The 18,101-nt window shown below is 64.3% G+C and carries 20 protein-coding genes; 14 read left to right on the top strand and 6 right to left on the bottom strand.

Annotation, left to right across the window (positions count from 1 at the left end):
• Nucleotide 1: 1 nt before the first annotated feature.
• Nucleotides 2-799: a cytochrome C assembly family protein gene (locus ACT01B_RS05770; RefSeq protein ID WP_445146421.1), complete on the bottom strand. Its 798-nt coding sequence runs from the start codon at nucleotides 797-799 to the stop codon at nucleotides 2-4.
• A 442-nt stretch (nucleotides 800-1,241) separates the two neighbouring features.
• On the opposite strand from ACT01B_RS05770, the gene ffh reads away from it, so the two are divergent.
• From ffh to rplS, 5 genes are all read left to right on the top strand, one after another.
• On the top strand, nucleotides 1,242-2,627 hold the full coding sequence (gene ffh / locus ACT01B_RS05775; RefSeq protein ID WP_445146422.1) for a signal recognition particle protein: 1,386 nt from the start codon (nucleotides 1,242-1,244) through the stop codon (nucleotides 2,625-2,627).
• 136 nt (nucleotides 2,628-2,763) lie between these two features.
• Entirely contained in the window at nucleotides 2,764-3,018 is a 255-nt protein-coding gene (rpsP, locus tag ACT01B_RS05780) for a 30S ribosomal protein S16 (protein ID WP_445146423.1), read from the top strand.
• Nucleotides 3,019-3,020: 2 nt separating this feature from the next.
• Nucleotides 3,021-3,536 (top strand): ribosome maturation factor RimM, encoded by a 516-nt coding sequence (gene rimM / locus ACT01B_RS05785; RefSeq protein WP_445146424.1) that lies wholly within the window; start codon nucleotides 3,021-3,023, stop codon nucleotides 3,534-3,536.
• A gap of 33 nt (nucleotides 3,537-3,569) precedes the next feature.
• Nucleotides 3,570-4,343 (top strand): tRNA (guanosine(37)-N1)-methyltransferase TrmD, encoded by a 774-nt coding sequence (trmD, locus tag ACT01B_RS05790; protein ID WP_445146425.1) that lies wholly within the window; start codon nucleotides 3,570-3,572, stop codon nucleotides 4,341-4,343.
• Nucleotides 4,344-4,372: 29 nt separating this feature from the next.
• Nucleotides 4,373-4,768: a 50S ribosomal protein L19 gene (gene rplS / locus ACT01B_RS05795; protein ID WP_445146426.1), complete on the top strand. Its 396-nt coding sequence runs from the start codon at nucleotides 4,373-4,375 to the stop codon at nucleotides 4,766-4,768.
• 115 nt (nucleotides 4,769-4,883) lie between these two features.
• Here rplS and ACT01B_RS05800 read toward each other — a convergent pair whose 3' ends face one another.
• Both ACT01B_RS05800 and epmB read right to left on the bottom strand, forming a co-directional pair.
• The gene (locus tag ACT01B_RS05800) at nucleotides 4,884-6,935 is read right to left on the bottom strand and encodes an EAL domain-containing protein (protein WP_445147434.1); all 2,052 of its coding nucleotides are present in this window, start codon (nucleotides 6,933-6,935) and stop codon (nucleotides 4,884-4,886) included.
• A 193-nt stretch (nucleotides 6,936-7,128) separates the two neighbouring features.
• A complete protein-coding gene (gene epmB / locus ACT01B_RS05805; protein WP_445146427.1) occupies nucleotides 7,129-8,151 on the bottom strand; it encodes an EF-P beta-lysylation protein EpmB in 1,023 nt (340 codons plus the stop codon).
• 126 nt (nucleotides 8,152-8,277) lie between these two features.
• Between epmB and efp the strand changes: the two genes are divergently transcribed.
• The 8 genes from efp (at nucleotide 8,278) to ACT01B_RS05845 (ending at nucleotide 14,512) form a co-directional block, all read left to right on the top strand.
• A complete protein-coding gene (gene efp, locus ACT01B_RS05810; protein WP_445146428.1) occupies nucleotides 8,278-8,844 on the top strand; it encodes an elongation factor P in 567 nt (188 codons plus the stop codon).
• 172 nt (nucleotides 8,845-9,016) lie between these two features.
• A complete protein-coding gene (locus ACT01B_RS05815) occupies nucleotides 9,017-10,357 on the top strand; it encodes a TRZ/ATZ family hydrolase (RefSeq protein WP_445146429.1) in 1,341 nt (446 codons plus the stop codon).
• A gap of 12 nt (nucleotides 10,358-10,369) precedes the next feature.
• Entirely contained in the window at nucleotides 10,370-10,624 is a 255-nt protein-coding gene (locus ACT01B_RS05820; protein WP_445146430.1) for a YciI family protein, read from the top strand.
• Between the two features lie 31 nt (nucleotides 10,625-10,655).
• Nucleotides 10,656-11,378: a bifunctional 2-polyprenyl-6-hydroxyphenol methylase/3-demethylubiquinol 3-O-methyltransferase UbiG gene (gene ubiG, locus ACT01B_RS05825; protein ID WP_445146431.1), complete on the top strand. Its 723-nt coding sequence runs from the start codon at nucleotides 10,656-10,658 to the stop codon at nucleotides 11,376-11,378.
• A complete protein-coding gene (gph, locus tag ACT01B_RS05830) occupies nucleotides 11,375-12,055 on the top strand; it encodes a phosphoglycolate phosphatase (protein ID WP_445146432.1) in 681 nt (226 codons plus the stop codon). Before ubiG ends, gph begins: the two co-directional genes overlap by 4 nt.
• Entirely contained in the window at nucleotides 12,052-12,891 is an 840-nt protein-coding gene (locus ACT01B_RS05835) for a phytoene synthase (RefSeq protein WP_445146433.1), read from the top strand. The genes gph and ACT01B_RS05835 overlap by 4 nt, the downstream gene beginning before the upstream one ends.
• Before the next feature lie 161 nt (nucleotides 12,892-13,052).
• Nucleotides 13,053-14,006: a GTP cyclohydrolase FolE2 gene (folE2, locus tag ACT01B_RS05840; RefSeq protein ID WP_445146434.1), complete on the top strand. Its 954-nt coding sequence runs from the start codon at nucleotides 13,053-13,055 to the stop codon at nucleotides 14,004-14,006.
• A gap of 68 nt (nucleotides 14,007-14,074) precedes the next feature.
• The gene (locus ACT01B_RS05845; protein WP_445146435.1) at nucleotides 14,075-14,512 is read left to right on the top strand and encodes a YbaY family lipoprotein; all 438 of its coding nucleotides are present in this window, start codon (nucleotides 14,075-14,077) and stop codon (nucleotides 14,510-14,512) included.
• A 131-nt stretch (nucleotides 14,513-14,643) separates the two neighbouring features.
• Here ACT01B_RS05845 and ACT01B_RS05850 read toward each other — a convergent pair whose 3' ends face one another.
• Nucleotides 14,644-15,981, bottom strand: a complete 1,338-nt coding sequence (locus ACT01B_RS05850) for a dihydroorotase (protein WP_445146436.1) — start codon at nucleotides 15,979-15,981, stop codon at nucleotides 14,644-14,646.
• Complete coding sequence (gene yidD / locus ACT01B_RS05855; protein WP_445146437.1) at nucleotides 15,971-16,231, bottom strand: membrane protein insertion efficiency factor YidD; 261 nt, start codon at nucleotides 16,229-16,231, stop codon at nucleotides 15,971-15,973. Before yidD ends, ACT01B_RS05850 begins: the two co-directional genes overlap by 11 nt.
• Before the next feature lie 125 nt (nucleotides 16,232-16,356).
• Here yidD and dksA point away from each other — a divergent pair, with 125 nt between their 5' ends.
• Nucleotides 16,357-17,481 (top strand): RNA polymerase-binding protein DksA, encoded by a 1,125-nt coding sequence (gene dksA / locus ACT01B_RS05860; protein WP_445146438.1) that lies wholly within the window; start codon nucleotides 16,357-16,359, stop codon nucleotides 17,479-17,481.
• Between the two features lie 127 nt (nucleotides 17,482-17,608).
• On the opposite strand, the gene ACT01B_RS05865 is transcribed toward dksA, so the two are convergent.
• Nucleotides 17,609-18,043: a SufE family protein gene (locus tag ACT01B_RS05865; RefSeq protein ID WP_445146439.1), complete on the bottom strand. Its 435-nt coding sequence runs from the start codon at nucleotides 18,041-18,043 to the stop codon at nucleotides 17,609-17,611.
• Nucleotides 18,044-18,101: the final 58 nt, after the last annotated feature.

The following is an 18,101-nucleotide window of genomic DNA, read 5'->3' on the forward strand; positions in this document are numbered from 1 at the left end:
GTCAGGGCGTGCGGTGAAGTATCAGTTCCAGTACCGCCTTGGTGCCAAAGAACGCCAGCAACAGCACGCCCATCCCGGTCAGGGTGAGATTCACCGCACTGCGGCCGCGCCAGCCGTGCCGCCAGCGCCCGTACAGCAGGGCACCAAAGACCAGCCAGGCGATGATCGACAGCACCGTCTTGTGAATCAGGTGCTGGCCAAACAGGTTCTCGACGAACAGGATGCCGCTGAGCAGGGTCAGCGACAGCAGCACGAAGCCCGCGCCAATTAGGCGGAACAGCAGGGTTTCAGTAAGCGTCAAGGGAGGCAGCGCTCGCAGCCAGGGGCCGAACTGGCGATGGCGCAGGGCCCGTTCCTGGATCGCCAGCAGGATCGCCAGCGCCGCGGCAATCGAGAGCACGCTGAAGGCGAGCAAGGCCACGGTGACATGCAGTTTGATCTGCCATTCCAGTGGCTGCGGCGATGTCGCCGGCGCCACCAGGGTATCCGCGGCCAACAGCAGGGCGGTGAGCGGAAACACGATCACGCCTAGCGCCGCTACCGGTCGCGAGATATTCACCACCAGGGTAAGAGCCGAGACCACGCAGGCCACCAGCGACAGCGCGGCAAAGAAATGCAGGTCCAGCGCGCCGCGGTGAGTGCCCAGCAAAATAAAGGCATGGATCACGACGGCGGTGCCGGCCAGCGCCAGGGCGGCGCGATTCAGTGGTTTGCCACCACTCAGCAACGGCCGCGCCAGGCCGGCGGCGGCAGTGAGATACAGCACGACAGCAAGCAGGGCGAAGAGGGTAGTGGCCATGACGCGGGAGTGTAGGGGGTAAGAGCCTGTTTGCGATCTCCACGTGGCCCGCGCCGGGAGCTGTTTGCGCGCAGGCCAAGGAAGAACGAGGGCGTGTACGTCCGTACACAACCGAGTGATGACGCCAGCCTGTGGGCAAACAGACCCGGCCCGCAGGGTTGAGCCCGTGTGCCCGCCAGGAACCGTTGCGCGGCTCGACCTGACGGCCAGTCCTCGCTCCTCAAAGCCGGCGCCATCCATGGCGCCTCTCCGCGTGCAGGCGCTTCGCCACGCACCGCTCCCTGGCGGGCACACGGGCTCAACGCGGGCTACGTGGAGATCGCAAACAGGCTCTAGGCCGGGGGCTGTGGAGCAGGGGCTTCACGGTGCGGAAAGCCGGGTGGTCGGCCTGGCAGGTCGTGGTCCGCTATACTCTGCGATCCTCAAAGGTCACCCGTTGCTTATGTTCGAGTCGCTCAGCCAACGCCTATCCGCCACCGTCAACCGCTTGCGTGGCCGCGGTCGCCTGACCGAAGAGAACATTCGCGAGTCGATGCGCGAAGTGCGTATTGCCTTGCTGGAGGCCGACGTGGCCCTGCCGGTGGTGCAGGCGCTGGTCGAGCGCGTGAAGGTACGCGCGGTGGGCCAGGAAGTGCTCAAGAGCCTGTCGCCGGGCCAGGCCCTGGTGAAGGTCGTCAGCGATGAGCTGACCGCCCTGATGGGCACGGCCAATACCGAGCTCAACCTCGCCCAGCAGCCGCCTGCGGTGGTCCTGATGGCTGGCCTGCAGGGTGCCGGTAAGACCACTACGGTGGCCAAGCTCGCCCGCTTCCTCACCGAGCGCAAGAAGAAAAAGGTGATGGTGGTGAGCTGCGACGTGTACCGTCCGGCCGCTATCGAGCAGCTGCGCACGCTGGCTGAACAGGTCGGGGTGAAGTTCTTCCCGTCCGAGGCTGGCCAGGATCCCGTCGATATCGCGAAGAACGCGGTTGCCGCCGCCCGTCGCGAAGTGGTTGACGTGTTGCTGGTCGATACCGCCGGCCGCCTGCACGTGGACGAGGCGATGATGGCGGAGATCAAGGCGTTGCACACCGCGATCACCCCAATCGAAACCCTGTTCGTGGTCGACTCCATGACCGGCCAGGACGCGGCCACTACCGCCAAGGCCTTTGCCGAAGCGCTGCCGCTCACCGGCGTGGTGCTGACCAAGACCGACGGCGATGCGCGAGGTGGCGCGGCGCTTTCGGTGCGTTATGTCACGGGTCGTCCGATCAAGTTCCTGGGCGCCGGCGAAAAGACCGATGCATTGGAGCCGTTCCATCCGGATCGCGTGGCGCAGCGCATCCTCGGCATGGGCGACGTGCTGTCGCTGGTCGAGGAAGTCGAGCGCAAGGTCGACCAGGAGAAGGCGCAGAAGCTGGCCGAGAAGGTCATCAAGGGCAAGCGCTTCGATCTCAACGATATGCGCGACCAGCTCGAGCAGATGAACAACATGGGCGGCCTGGCCGGCCTGATGGACAAGCTGCCGGGCGTGTCGGGCCTGCCCGATAGCGTGAAATCCAAGGTCAACGACGGTGAGATCAAGCGCATGATCGCGATCATCGGCTCGATGACCAAGAAAGAACGTCGTCATCCTGACCTGCTGAATGGCTCGCGTCGCGCCCGTGTGGCGCGCGGTTCGGGCACCCAGCCGGCCGACGTCAACCGTCTGCTCAAGCAATACATGCAGATGGAAAAGATGATGTCCAAGCTCTCCAAGGGCGGCTCCAAGGGTCTGCTGAGGCAGATGCAGGGCGCCATGAAGGGCATGGGTGGCATGGGCGGGCTGCCGCCGATGCGTCGGGGCTGAACGGTCCCAGTCAGCTTGGTAGGCTGATTTCGGCCTCCAGCTCTTCCTTTTTTCTACAAATTCATTAAAATGCCGCGTTTACCGCGCACAGCTAAGTGCGTGCTGCCGGCATCCGGCAATTCTGGAGCTTTTACTTATGGTCAAGATTCGTCTTTCGCGCGGCGGCGCCAAGGGCCGTCCGTTCTACCACATCGTTGTCACCGATCAGCGCAACAAGCGCGACGGCCGCAGCATTGAGAACGTTGGTTTCTACAACCCGGTTGCCTCGGGCAAGGACAAGCGCCTTGAACTGAACGTCGTGCGCGTGCAGGAGTGGATCGCCAAGGGTGCGCAGCTGACCGATAAGGTCGCGGCCCTGGTGAAGGAAGCCGGCAAGCAGCAGGCTGCCTGAGTATGACGGCAGCCGGTCGGCGCGTCCTGGTAGGACGCATCGTCGGGTTGTACGGCGTGCAGGGCTGGGTCAAGCTCGAATCCTGGACCGAGCCCCGCACGCGGATCTTCACTTATCAGCCCTGGCAGCTTTCGTCGGCGCCGGGTGTGGAAGCGGAGATCACGGGAGTGAAGGGACGTCCGCAGGGCAAAGGGCTGGTTGCCCAACTGCCCGGAGTGGATGGCCGCGAAGCCGCGGCAGCGCTGGTGGGACAAGACATTTATGTCGCCCGCGAGCTGCTGCCTCCTCCCGGCAAGGATGAGTATTACTGGGTCGATCTCGAAGGTCTTGAGGTCGTCACCACGGAAGGCGTAGCACTGGGGCGGGTCAGTCATGTATTCGCGACCGGCGCCAACGACGTCGTGGTGGTTAAGGACGATACGCGCGAGCGTCTGATTCCTTTCATCCAGGGTTCTTATGTGCGTTCAGTGGACTTGTCCGATGGGCGCATGGTGGTGGACTGGGATCCTGAATTCTGAGCGCGCCTGGCGCTGCCTAAAGGGTTGAGGATCATGCGCATTGATGTCGTCACGCTGTTTCCCGACTTCATGCGTCAGTGTGCTGCAGTAGGCGTGGTGGGGCGAGCGCAACAGCGCGAGCTGCTGCAGGTGGAGACCTGGAACCCGCGCGACTACGCCACCGACAATTACCGTACCGTGGACGGCCGCACCTGCGGCGGCGGGCCCGGCATGGTGATGCTGATCCAGCCTTTGCGTGCGGCCCTCAAGGCCATGCGCGAAGTGGCACCGGAACCGGTGCATGTGATTTATCTCAGTCCGCAAGGAGCGCGGCTGACGCAGGGTAGGGTGGAAGCGCTGGCAAGACTGCCGCGCATCGCCTTGCTCTGTGGGCGTTATGAAGGTGTGGACGAGCGTTTGCTTGCGCACGAGGTCGACGAGGAGCTCTCCATCGGCGATTATGTGCTGTCAGGTGGCGAGCTTGGCGCGGCAGTGATCATCGATGCCGTGGGCCGCTTGCAGGAAGGCGCGTTGAACGACGCGCAGTCGGCGCAGCAGGATTCGTTTTCGGATGGCCTGCTGGATTGTCCGCACTATGCAAAACCGGTGCACGATGCACTGGGCGACGTACCGGAGGTATTGCTTTCCGGTGACCACGCGGCGATTCGCCGTTGGCGCCTGAAGCAATCGCTGGGACGGACCTGGTTGCGACGTCCCGATCTTTTGGCGCAGCGCGCGCTGGATGCTGAATCCCGAGCGCTGTTGGAAGAATTCCGCCGCGAGCATGCAAGAACGCACACGCGGCACAACGATACGGTCACTCAGTGACCGCAGTTTGATATGAGACAGGTGTTGCCATGAACAAGATCATTGAACAGTTCGAAGCCGAGCAGATCACCCGCCAGCTGCCGGAATTCGGCCCTGGCGACACCGTGGTGGTCAACGTGAAGGTGAAGGAAGGCAATCGCGAGCGCGTCCAGGCGTTCGAGGGTGTCGTCATCGCCAAGCGCAGCCGCGGTCTGCATTCCGCTTTCACCGTGCGCAAGATTTCGCACGGCACCGGCGTGGAGCGCGTGTTCCAGGCGCACAGCCCGGCCATCGACTCGCTCGAAGTCAAGCGCAAGGGCAAGGTGCGTGGCGCCAAGCTGTATTACCTGCGCGGTCTGGAAGGCAAGGCGGCTCGCATCAAGGAAGACATCGCTGCCGTCTCCGCTGCCAAGGCTGCGAAGAAGAAGGCTGCTGCCGCCGAGTAAGTCGGTACGCATCTTCGACACAACAAAAACCCCGCGGAGCAATCCGCGGGGTTTTTGCGTTGGGCTTGCTTGCGGCGGGTACGGCGTCGGTGCGGCGCCGAGGCGCATCACCTGGTTAGCTGCCGATGCTGAGGCGCTGGGGTTCCTGCAGGAAATTACCTTGCACAAAGTCCACGCCGCAGGCGAATAGCAGCGAGGTGCTGGCGGCGTCTTCCACCCATTCGGCAATAGTTTGCTTGTTCAGCCCGCGTGCCTGGCGGCAGATCTCGACGACCTTCTTCTGGCTCTCCGGCTGTTGCGGCAGGTCGGCCATATAGCTGCGGTCGATCTTCAGGTAATCGGCATCGATGTGGTTGAGCAGCTGGAACGAGTTGAGGCCTGAGCCGAACTGCTCCAGTACGAATTGGCCCCCCAGCTTCTTCCAGGCCGTGATGAACTCTTGCGCGGGGCGCAGCGAGGTCACCACCTTGCTCTCGGTCATTTCCAGCACCAACTGCCCATGCTTGAGCGCGGCCTTCTTGAGGCGCTCGCCCAGCCAGGGCAACAGCTCGGCGTCCTGCAGCGAACCGGAGGTGAGCTTGACGAAGAACGTGGTCGGCGAGCCCATGCGCTCGCGCGCGCTCAGCGCCTCGATGGTCTGGTTCAACACCCAGCGGTCAATAGCCGGCGTGAGATTGTGCTTCTCGGCGATCGGCATGAAGAAGCCAGGCAGCACTTCGCCTTGCGGACCGTTGAGGCGCAGCAGGATTTCCGAGAACTCGCCTTCGGCGTCCTGCAGGCTGATCGTCTGCTGGTGGTAGAGCACGAAATCGTTTTGCGTGAGCGCCTGCTGCAGCACGCCCAGCCAATAGCGCTCGCGCTCTTCGTCGGCCTTCTCGCGCGCGCCGGGATCATGCAGGTCGCTGCGATTGCCGCCCTGGCTCTGTGCATTGCGCAAGGCCTGGCTGGCCTGGTTGAGCAACAGCTCGGTGTTGGCGTTCTTCTCGCCCAGCAGGCTGCCGCCGATGCTGGCGGTAACCGTGATGGAGCGCGTACCGAGATCGAAGATGCCGCCGGCGATAGCCTGCTGCAGGTTGGCAATCCAGCTCTTGATGCCTTCGTCGTTGCGTGTGTGCAGCAGCACGCCGACCGTATGTTCGGCCAGCAGCCCGGCCGTATCGTGAGCACCCAGCTGGGCCTCCACTCTGGCGGCGAACGTGGCGAGCAGCTCATCGGCCTTCGCCAGGCCCACGCCGGCCACGATGGTTTGCCAGTTGTCGGGCTCAATCAAGAGCAGAGACTGGCCCTTGGTGCCCTCGGTTGCCGCTGCCACCGCCTGGTCGATGCTTTCGAGCGTACGCGCGCGATTGAACAGGCCGGTGACCTGGTCGCGCTGCAGCTGCTCGATCACATTGGCATCGATCTGCTGGCGTCGGAATACCACCTGGAGACAGGGCTCGCCTTCGAACATGGCGTGGGCAAATTCCACGCTGGCCTTGAAGCTGGTGGCGTCGGCCCGGCGCGCCTGCAGTTCGAGCGGGCCATTGTGCTTCTCGCCGCGCGACAGGCCCTTCAGGGTCGCCTTGAACTCTTCGGTATCGCCCGCACCGATCATGTCCAGTACGGGCAGGCCCAGCAGGTCGTCGAAATCGGCATAGCCGAACGTATCGAGATAGGCCTGGTTGGCGCGCACGTGCATGCCTTCGTGCACGTAGGCGATCGGATCGTTGGATGAATCGAGCAAGGCATCGCAGCGTCGCTCGGACTCGCGCAGGGCGGTTTCCAGGCGGCGCAGCTGGCGCCGCGTGTTGAGTGCATCGAACTCGCGCTGGATCACCGCCATCAGCTGCTTGGGCTGCGGGCGCAGCGCGATGCTGCGGGCGCCGTTGACGAACAGCTCGGTGACCACGGCATTGTCGACCTGGCCCACCAAGGCGACCAGCGAGAGGTCGCGCCCATGGGCGTCGAGCAGGCGGGTGAGGTCGCGCAGCTCGACGGTGCCCACGGAGGGGTCGAACAGCACGATGTCCGGTCCCAGCTCGTCGAGGGCGGCGGTCACCTGATCGGCGCTGGTGGCGCGCGCCGGACGAACGGCGATACCGCTGTTGCGCAGCAGGCTGATGATCTGTTCCGCGTCTTCGACCGACTTTTCGATGAAAAGGATCTTGATGACCTGGTCTGTTTTCATGGGCACGTCGAGCTATCCATTGTTCGCCGCTGCTGGTGGAGCCTGCCGTGACAGCAGGGCGCGGGCCATGCGTGGTTGTAGCGGATTCCGGGTGTCACTACCAGCGGAAATATTCTGGAAGTGACGCGGCCCACAGCCGAGGGTCCGCGCTCGGTCGCCGTGTGGCTCGCAAGAAGGTTCCAGGGCGCTGCTGTTACAGCGGCCGCTTGGACGCTTCGCCGCCGACTTCGCGCACCAGCTTGGGCACCAGATAGCCGGGCAGTTGCCGGCGCAGGTCGTCGACCAGGGCCAGCGCCCGGGCGTCATCGACCTCGAAGTGCGCCGCGCCCTGCACCCGGTCGAGCTGGTGCAGGTAGTAGGGCAGCACGCCAGCGGCGAACATGCGCTCGGACAGGGCCGCCAGCGCGTCGGCGTCGTCGTTGATCCCCCGCAGCAGCACCGACTGATTCAGCAGGGTGGCTCCGGCATCGCGCAGACGGGCGCACGCCTCGTCGACATGGCTATCAAATTCTTGGGCATGGTTGGCATGCAGCACCACCACCTTCTGCAGCGGCAAGTCGGCCAGCCAGCGCTGGAACGCGTCGTCGATGCGTGCCGGCAGCACCACGGGCAGGCGGGTATGGATACGCAGGCGGGTGACGTGGGGGATGTCCGCCAGGCCCTGGGTCAGCTCGGCCAGCTTGGCGGTGGCCAAGGACAGCGGGTCGCCGCCGGACAGGATCAGTTCGCGGATGGAGTCGTCCTGCCGCACATGCTCGAGCGCCTTGCGCCACTGGCCGGCGGCGGCCATCTCGTCGCCATAGGGAAAGTGCCGGCGGAAGCAGTAGCGACAATTGATGGCGCAGCTGCCGCTGGCAATCAGCAGCGCGCGTCCTTCGTATTTGTGCAGCACGCCCTGGGCCGAACGTGCGGCCATGTCGCCCACCGCGTCCACGCTGTAACCCGGCGCTTCGAGAAGTTCCGCCAGTTGCGGCAGCACTTGCAACAACAAGGGGTCGCGGGCATCGCCTTGGCGCATGCGCGCCACAAAACCGCGAGGCACGCGGAGGCTGAAGCCGGCGTCATCGGTCGGCAGCGCGCCGGCGAGATGTTCCAGGCTGACCAGAGACAACAGTTCGCGGGCGTCGGTGACCGCTTCGCGCCATTGCTGGCGCCAATCGGACGAGCCGACGGGTGTGGTCGTCGTAATGCGGGCGCCGGGGCTTGCGGTTATCATATGTGGCCCTGTGTCGGGCCAGTGCCCGTCAAACTGTTTATTTTAGCCGTTGTTCGCGGCGAGCGAAGGTCCTTCCGGAAAGTTCGGGGCCGGAGCCGCCGAGCCTACTCATTTGGAGCACATTGCATGGCCAGTTACGGTCTCAACGACGTCAAGAACGGTGTAAAGATCATCGTGGACGGCGATCCTTACGTCATCGTCGAGGCGGAGTTCATCAAGCCGGGCAAGGGCCAGGCGTTCACCCGCATCCGTCTGCGCAATCTGCTCAACGGCCGCAGCACGGAAAAGACCCTGAAGTCGAGCGAATCCTTCGAGGGCGCCGACGTGGTCGATACCGACATGCAGTACCTCTACAGCGACGGCGAGTTCTGGCATTTCATGCATCAGGAGTCGTTTGAGCAGCATCAGGCCGACAAGTCCGCCGCCGGTGACGCCGCCAAGTGGCTCAAGGGCGAGGAAGAGTGCGTGGTGACCTTGTGGAACGGTCGTCCGATCTCGGTGCAGGCGCCAAACTTCGTCGAGCTGAAGATCGTCGAGACCGATCCGGGCCTGCGTGGCGACACCTCGGGCGGCGGCGGCAAGCCGGCCAAGCTCGAGACGGGCGCCGTGGTCCGCGTGCCGCTGTTCGTGAACCAGGACGAAGTGATCAAGGTCGATACTCGTTCCGGCGAATACGTCAGCCGCGTCAAGTGACGCACTGGCGCGCGGGCCGTTGCCTGCGCCTTGGTCAGTTCGTCATCTCTCCGGCAGTGAAGAGTTGTTGGCGTGACGAGCAAATCGTCATGCCGATAGGCAACCATGGGGCGGCCACCGCAAGGTGATCCGCCCCATGTCGTATCCAAATCATCGAAGAGCGAGCCTAAGGATGAGCCAGACCACCCCGCAAACCGTCGACCTGGTGATCGAAGCGCGTTGGGTCGTGCCCGTAGAGCCTCATGGCGTGGTACTGGATCACCACGCCGTGGCGATCGACAAGGGCGCCATCGTGGCGTTGCTGCCGATCGGTCAGGCTCGCACAGCCTATGCGCCGAACGAGCGCGTCGTGCTGGCCGAACACGCGCTGATTCCCGGCTTGGTCAACACGCACACGCACAACCCGATGACCTTGCTGCGTGGCCTGGCCGATGACCTGCCGTTGATGGTGTGGCTGCAGAAGCACATCTGGCCGGTGGAAGGTCAGGTGATCGGACCGGAGTTCGTGCGCGATGGCGTCGAGCTGGCAGTTGCCGAGATGATTCGCGGTGGCACCACCTGTGCCAATGAGAATTACTTCTTCCCCGATGTCATCGGCGCCACCTATCGGCGCATGGGATTTCGCGCCGTGGTCGGCCTGCCGGTGATCGAATTCCCGACTGCCTGGGCGAAGACGCAGGACGAATATTTCGAGCGCGCCATCGAGGTGCACGACAGCTTCCTCGGCGATCCCCTGGTGGGTACCGCCTTCGCGCCGCATGCGCCGTACACGGTGTCGGACCAGAGCTTCGAGCGCATCCGTGTGCTGTCCGACCAGCTCGACATCCAGGTGCATCTGCATACGCACGAGACCGCGCACGAGGTGGACGAGGAGAAGAGCAAGAGCGGCCTGCGTCCGTTCCAGCGCCTGCAGAAGCTGGGCCTGGTCAACGATCGCCTGATTGCCGTGCACATGACCCAGCTCACCGACGGCGAAATCGCCGCCTGCGCGGAAGCGGGCGTATCCGTGGTGCATTGCCCGGAATCCAATCTCAAGTTGGCGTCGGGCTTCTGCCCTGCCGAGAAATTGCGCCAGGCCGGTGTCAACGTGGCGCTTGGTACCGATGGTTGCGCCTCCAATAACGACCTGGACATGTTCGGCGAAATGCGTACGGCAGCCTTGCTGGCCAAGGCGGTGGCCGGTGATGCGGCGGCTTTCGATGCAGCGTACGCGCTGCGTGCAGCCACCTTCAATGGCGCGCGTGCGATAGGTCTGGAAGACAGGATCGGTTCGATCGAGGTCGGCAAACAGGCCGATCTTGCCGCCGTGCGCCTGTCCGATCTGGAAACCCAGCCGCTGTTCCATATCGCCTCGCAGCTGGCCTATGCGGTCGGTCGTCACCAGGTCAGCGATGTGTGGATCAACGGCGTACGAAAGCTGGCCGCGCGTACGCTGGTGGATATCGACATCGACGCCGTGCTCGCCAAGACGCACGCCTGGCGCGAACGCATTGCCGCCATCGACGCGGGTTGAAAGGAAGGCACGATGAACCGCTATCTCGTCATGGCCATGCGTCGCCCGACGTTCGACCCATCGATCGTACAGCCGCATAAGGATTTCCTCGAAGGCCTGCGCGCGGGTGGGCGCATCGAACTATCCGGCGGCTTCAGCGACAAGTCGGGCGGTGCCTATCTGCTGCTCGCCGAGCATTTCGACGAGGCGTTGGCCATTGCGCTTGAAGATCCGGCCCACGTCAGTGGCGGCTGGGATATCACGGTATACGAATGGCAGGCGCGTTAAGCTCTGTCACTGGGAAAAAAGGAAGCGTTCGATGCAAGCTGCGGCCAATGTAAGCCCCGAGGAAATCGCCCGTTTCGGCAAGCTGGCGGCGCGCTGGTGGGACCCGGATGGCGAATCCCGTCCGCTGCATGATCTCAACCCGGTGCGTGCTGCCTATGTCGCGGCGCGCGTGGATCTGCGTCGCGCCAAAGTGGCGGATGTCGGCTGCGGTGGCGGCCTGCTCAGCGAGGCCCTGGCGCGCGCGGGTGCCGATGTCACGGGCATCGATCTCGGCGAGAAGGTCATTGAAATCGCGCGCCTGCATTTGCACGAGTCGCGAATCGAGGCGCCTGACCTCCACGTCGACTATCGCGTGCAGTCGTCGGCCGAGTTGGCCGCGGCGGAGCCGGAAGGCTTCGACGCGGTGTGCTGCATGGAATTGATCGAGCATGTGCCGGACCCGGCTGCGCTGGTCGGCGACCTGGCGCGTATGGTGAAGCCGGGTGGCGTGGTGGTGATGTCCACGCTCAATCGCACGCCGGTGGCGTTTGGCGCGGCCATTCTAGGCGCCGAGTACATCACCCGCATGTTGCCGCGTGGCACGCATCATTACGCGCAGTTCCTCAAGCCTTCGGAGCTTGGCCGCCTGATGCGCCACGCCGGCCTGGAGCTGGACGACGTTTCCGGCCTTGGCTACAACCCGATCAATCGCAAGGCCTGGTTGAGCCGCATGACCGCGGTGAATTACCTGATCAGCGCAAAAAAGCCGGCATGAAGTCTTTTCCCCAGAACATCCAGGGTGTGCTGTTCGATCTCGATGGCACCTTGCTCGACAGCGCCGTCGATCTGCATGCCGCGTTGAAGGTCCAGTGCGAGGAAATGGACGTCGCCGTGCCGCCCTTCGAAACGGTGCGTGAGGTGGTATCGCGCGGCACGCGTTCGATCCTGCGCTGTGCCTTTCCTGATCTCGACGAGGCGGACCTGCTGACCCTGGTGCCGCGCTATCTGGAGCTCTACGAGGCGATGATGGCAGACCAGACGCGCCCGTTCGACGGCGTGGACGAACTGCTCGCGGTCATCGAGGCACAAGGGTTGGCCTGGGGCATCGTCACCAACAAGCCAGGATTTCTGACTGACGGCCTGGTAGAGCGTATCGGCTGGGCCGCGCGCGCGGCCGCCGTGGTTTCGGGCGACACCTTGCCGGTGAAGAAACCCGACCCGGCACCGGTGCTGCTGGCCTGCGAACGCGCCGGGCTCGATCCGTCGCGTTGCCTGTTCGTGGGTGACGATCACCGCGACGTGCTCGCGGGCGATGCCGCTGGCCTGTATACGGTGGCCGTTCGCTGGGGCTATCTGGATGGCGGCGATCCGCAGCAGTGGAATGCCGACCTGGTGCTCGAGCATCCCGCCGAACTCACCGCACTCCTGCGTCGCCAACAGGTGACGGCATGAGCGAGACCGCGCTGCAGAGCTATATCGACAAATGGCTCGCGGTGCAGCCGCAACAACGCATCGCGCTGGCCTTCGTGAATCAAGCGTCGTATCCCGGTCATATCGCGCTGGCCGCGCTCGAGCAGGAGCTGCTGGCGGCGGCATACGGCATTCGTGAGCCGCAGGTGGCTGCCGGCAAGTTGAACTGGTGGGCCGAAGAGCTTTCGGGTGCAGCCGCGAGCGGCGGCCGCCATCCGTTGACCCAGGTGCTGTTCGACGACGAACGCGCGCATGCCTTGCCGAGCGAGCGCTGGGTGGCGCCCGTGCTGGCCGCCATGGCCCAGCTGGAAGAGGGCACGGCGGCGGATTTCCCCGCCCAGCTGGCGGCCGGCTCGCTCTTGCACGGCGCGCTGGCGGAACTGGAAACCGCATGGTGGTTTGGCGAACAGGCGTCCTCCGCACGGGCCGCCTGCGTCGCGACGCTGTCGCACTTGCGGTTTTCACTGCTGCGGCTGGAAGAGGACGCCGAACGCGACCGCCTGGCCCTGCCGATGGCGCGATTGGCCCGCTATGGGCTGAGTCGCAACCAGCTGCGCTCGGCTAGTGCCGCGCGCGAGGACGCTATCCGTGCCCAGCTCGACGATCTGCACGCCGCCTGGCGGGAATCCGAGCGTCTGGCAGGGCCGCTTAGCGCATTCCGAGGGCTGGAATCGCGACATGGCAGCACCTTGGTGGCACGTGCACGCAAGGCGGCCGCTCCACTGGATGTGCTGCGCCAGGGGCAGGGTCGCCAGGGGCCGGGCGTGACCTGGCAGGCCTGGCAGGCGGCGCGGGCCTGGCGTCGGCAGGTCAGCTAGGTCCTGTTCACACTCCCCACCTGGCCCGCTCCGGGACGCAGCGTTTCCCCCATGCCACTATTGCGAGGCCGCTGTTCTGCCCCAAGATCGGTGTCGTTTGCGGCGGTATGACCGCCCGCTGGATGACACGCTGGACTACGGCTGGACTACAGGATTCGCCCATGTATACCGACGAAAACACTGCCCGTTTGCTGCCCGATGTAGCAGTCCATGCCCAGCCGCATTTGGCCGGGGCACTGGATTGGGTCGGCATGAACGGCATCGAGGTGCCGGTACGCTTCGATGCCGGTGACGGCGATGCGCAACGCGCCAGTGCGAGAGTTGGCGCCTTCGTCAATCTCAAGCGGCCGGACAAGCGCGGCATTCACATGTCGCGCCTCTATCTGCTGGTGGAACAGGCGCTGAGCACGCAAACACTGAGTGCCCATTCGCTGCACGATCTGCTGCGCTCCTTTCTTGAGTCGCACAAGGATCTTTCCGACCGCGCCTGCCTGAGCATCCGCTTCGAGCATCTGGTGCGTCGCCCGGCCTTGCGTAGCGCCAACAGTGGCTGGCGCGCGTATCCGGTATGCATTGAAGCCAGCCTGGTCGGCGACCAATTCCTGCTCGAATTCGGCACCGAGGTGGTTTACTCCTCCACCTGCCCGGCCTCGGCCGCGCTATCGCGCCAGCTGATCCAGGACCAGTTCGCCAAGGACTTCAACCCGTCCGCACCGGTGGATCACGCCGCCGTCTTTGCCTGGCTCGGCAGCGAGAAGGGCATCGTGGCCACGCCGCATGCGCAGCGCAGCGTGGCGCGCTTGCGCGTACGTATCGTCGGGGATGCCCGCTTCGACTTGATCAGCCTGATCGATCAGACCGAACAGGCCTTGGGTACGCCGGTGCAAACCGCCGTGAAGCGCGAGGACGAGCAGGCCTTTGCACTAGCCAATGGCAGCAACCTGATGTTCTGCGAAGACGCGGCACGCCGCATCCAGAAGGCCCTCGATGCTGACGCGAACCTCAGTGACTTCCACATTCGCGTCGAGCATCAGGAAAGCCTGCATCCTCATGACGCCGTGGCCTACGCCAGCAAGGGCGTGGTCGGTGGTTTCGCCGGCAAAGGCTGCGCCTGACGCGGGTTTACGGATGGCCCTGTTAGCATCGCGGGAGCCTTTGATAAGGCTCCCCACAGGAGATCCGCATGCTGTCCCGTTTTTCGCTGCTCGCCGTTGCCGCTTTCGCGCTGGCGGGTTGCTCCATGTTTTCGCATCACGGCAAGAGCGATGCGTCGCCCGTTCATCAGGCCCTGATGAAATCGATCACGGGTGATATCCGTTACCACTTGCCGCAATCCGTGCCCGCCGATGCCTATCTGCAGGTAACGCTGGCGGATGTGAGCCGGCAGGATGTCGCCGCGCGTACCATCGCCGAGGAGCGCGTGCAGCCGGTGACGGCCTCGCCAGTGGATTTCCTGATCAGCTACGACCCGGCCGATCTGAAGGACGGCGTCGACTTCGCCATCAGCGTGCGCCTGCAGCAGGGCGACAAGTTGCTCGCCATCAACGATACCCGCGTGAGCGTGCTTGGCCGTTCCGGCGAAAACGGGCCGGTGAGCGTGATGCTCAAGGCCGTGCCGTAACGACATCCCACCTTCCCTGTTTGTGTGTAGGAGCGCACCCAGTGCGCGATTACGGCGTTACCCCTACGTAGGCTTTTCACTCGGGCCATCCTTGGCCCTCGCCCTGCGGGCAGCTTGCCCGCCCCGTTATCTCAGCGAGCGAACGCCAGCCGCTGGCCGCGCACGTTACCGTCGATGGATGAGCCATCCCATACGCGCTGGCCATTGACGAAGGTGGCCACGATCGAGCTGTTGAAGGTCGTGCCCTCGAACGGCGACCAGGCGCATTTCGAAAGGACTTCCTCACGGCTCACCGTATGCGGTTTGTTCGGATCGACCAGGACCAGGTCGGCGGCATAGCCTTCGCGCAGGTAGCCGCGTTCCTTCACGTCGAACAAGGTGGCTGGCGCATGCGTCACGGCTTCCACCACGCGCTCCAAGCTCAGCTTGCCTTCGAACACCCGCTGCAAGGCAGCCTGTAGCGCGAACTGCACCAGCGGCAGGCCGCTTGGCGCCTTGTCGTACAGCTGGGCCTTCTCCTCCAGCAGATGCGGGGCATGATCGGTGGCGAGCACGTCGATGCGGCCCTCGGCCAGCGCCCTGGTGATCGCCTCGCGGTCCGCGGCGGTCTTGATCGCCGGGTTGCATTTGATCAGGAAGCCGAGCCGCTCGTAGTCGCGGTCGTCAAAGTGCAGGAAATGCACACAGGTCTCCGCCGTGATGCGCTTGCCCTTGAGCGGGCCAGGCTCGAACAGCGCCAGCTCATCGGCCGTGGAAATGTGCAGCACGTGCAGGCGGCTGTTGTGGCGACGCGCCAGCGCGATCGCCAGGCGCGTCGACTTGATGCAGGCCTCGCGCGAGCGGATCAGCGGATGTTCCCAGGCCGGGATGTTGTCGCCGTACTTCGCGTGCGCCACGGCGAGGTTCGCGTCGATCATCGGCGTGTCCTCGCAGTGCGTGATGATCGGGGTGGGCGCGTCGCGGAAGATGCCGTCGAGCACCTCGGGATTGTCCACCAGCATATTGCCGGTGGAGGCGCCCATGAACACCTTGATGCCGGGTGCGGCGAGCGGGTCGAGGCGGCGGATCGCCTCCAGGTTGTCGTTGCTGGCACCCATATAGAACGCATAGTTCACCGCCGAGGTTTCGGCGGCGCGGGCGTACTTGGCTTCCAGGCTGTCTCGATCCAGGGCGGGCGGCTTGGTATTGGGCATTTCCATGTAGCTGGTGATGCCGCCGGCAGCGCAGGCGCGGGACTCGTGGGCGATGTCGGCCTTCTGGGTGAGGCCGGGTTCGCGGAAGTGCACCTGATCGTCGATCATGCCCGGGAGCAGCCACAGGCCACTGGCGTCGATCACCTGATCGCCGGGTCGGGCGTCCAGATCGCCGGCGATGGTTTCAATGCGACCCTGCTTTACGCGAAGATCGGCATGGAAACGTCGGCCTTCATTGACCAGTTCGGCGTTCTTGATCAGCCAATCAGTGGACATGGTTTTCTCCAGGGGGACGGCAACGGCGGAAAGTGAACTGCTCGGGAACCGGATCGTGGCCCCCTTCGCAGAGGGGCTGGCAGCGCAGCAGCCGCCAGCCAGCCAGCGCGCTGCCGCGCAACGGACCGAAGCGCGCGACCGCAATCCGTGCATAATCGGAGCAGCTGGGATGGAAACGGCAGCGCTGACCCAGCAGGGGGCTTAGCCAGCGCTTGTACAAGCCAAGCAGTAGAAGTATTAGTCGGCTCACGACGGTTTAAAGCTGCCGAGACAGCTTGCGGCATAAAGTGCCGCAAGTATTCCAGAAGCACGGTTGCCGGTGTAAGGCGCATGGGCTATAACACCCCGCCGCCGAGGCCAAAATGGTGAAGGGATATGGCGAAAACGACGCGTAGTGCTACAGCCACCAAGTCGCAGAAGGGAAAGCCTGCTGGCAAGGTGAAGGACATCAAGGCCAGCAAGAAGGCTCCTGCCGCAGGGCGGGGAGCGAAGAGCATGCCGGCCAAGGCGGCCGTCAAGGCGGCCCCGGCAAAGAAACCAGCTGCCAAGAAGGTTGCGGCCAAGCCGGCTGTAGCGAAGAAACCGGTGGCCAAGAAAGCCGCGAAGTCCCCGGCAAAGCGCGTCGTTGTAAAGAAAGCCGCTCCCAAGCCAGTGGCCAAAAAGGCCGCGCCGGCCAAGAAACCGGCAGCCAGCAAGGCCGTTGTGAAGAAAGTGGCGAAGCCCGTCGCCAAGAAGGTGACGGCGCCCGCCAAGAAGCAGCCACCCCAGGCGGTGGCCAAGCCGGTTTCCACTCCGGTGAAGGCCGCCAAGGCGCCGCCGGCCAAGCCGGCTGCCAAACCTGCCGCCAAGCCTGCACCGGCCAAGCCCGTTCCCAAGCGGGCGGCGCCGGCCCCGGTGAAGGCAGCGCCAGCGCCCGTCGAGCGGGCCAAACCCGCAGCTCTGCCCATTACGGGTAAAGTAGCGAGTGCTACCGCTCGTCATACCACTCCTCAAAAGCAGAAAGCCCAGCAGTCCTCGATGAATAATCCTGCAACTCTCGACAATGGCATCACCCGCGAAGACGGTCGTTACGCGCTGCCTTCCACCACCACGATCGACCTGCCCAAGGGTTACCGTCCCTCGAACGACGAGGAGTACATGAACCCCAAGCACCTGGCCTACTTCCGCAACAAGCTGCGCGATTGGCGCGACCAGTTGGTGGAAGAGTCGCGCCAGACCATGGAAAACCTCCGTGACGAAGTGCGCGACGTCGGCGACGAAGCCGAGCGCGCCACCCGTGAGACGGAAAACTCGCTGGAACTGCGTACACGCGATCGTTACCGCAAGCTGATCTCCAAGATCGACAAGGCCTTGCGCCGCATCGAAGAAGGCCGTTACGGCTACTGCGAAGAGACCGACGAGGAAATCGGTGTCGAGCGTCTCGATGCCCGCCCGATTGCCACGCTGTCGCTGGACGCGCAGGAGCGTCGCGAGCACCTGCAGAAGCAGATGGGCGACTGACCAACGAGTCCGTCCCCACATGAACAAAGCCCCGCCAGCGAGCGGGGCTTTGTTTTCAAGCGCGGCTCGCTTCGGCTCGCCTCGCGCCTAGGCTGTCGGGATGGCGGTCAGCTGAATGCGCCTGGCCTTAGGCCTTTAACATGGCCGCCGCATACGCCTTGAGCTTGACCAGCATCGCAACGAGTCCATTGGAGCGCGTCGGCGACAAGTGCTTGGCCAGACCAATCGCCTCGATAAAGCGTGGCTCGGTGGCGACGATTTCGCGAGCGGAACGGTCCGAATACACGCGCAGCACCAGCGCGATCAAGCCGGACACGATGGCCGAATCACTGGCTGCCTGGAAATGCAGTTTCTCCGCGCTGCCGCCAGGCACCAGCCATACCATCGACTGGCAACCATGCACGCGGTACTCCTCGGTCTTCAAATCATCGGGGAGCGGCGGCAACTGCTTGCCGAGGTCGATCAGGTACTGGTAGCGCTCGGTCCAGTCGCCAAAAAAGGCGAACTCGTCGACGATGTCTTGCTGCGCCTGCTCGGCGTTAGGTAGGGCAATGGCGTTCATGCCTGCATTATCGCGCGTTTGCGCGATTACCGCCCTTGACTCCCTCTCCCCGGAGGGG

This window comes from Dyella sp. Tek66A03 (genome assembly GCF_052567735.1).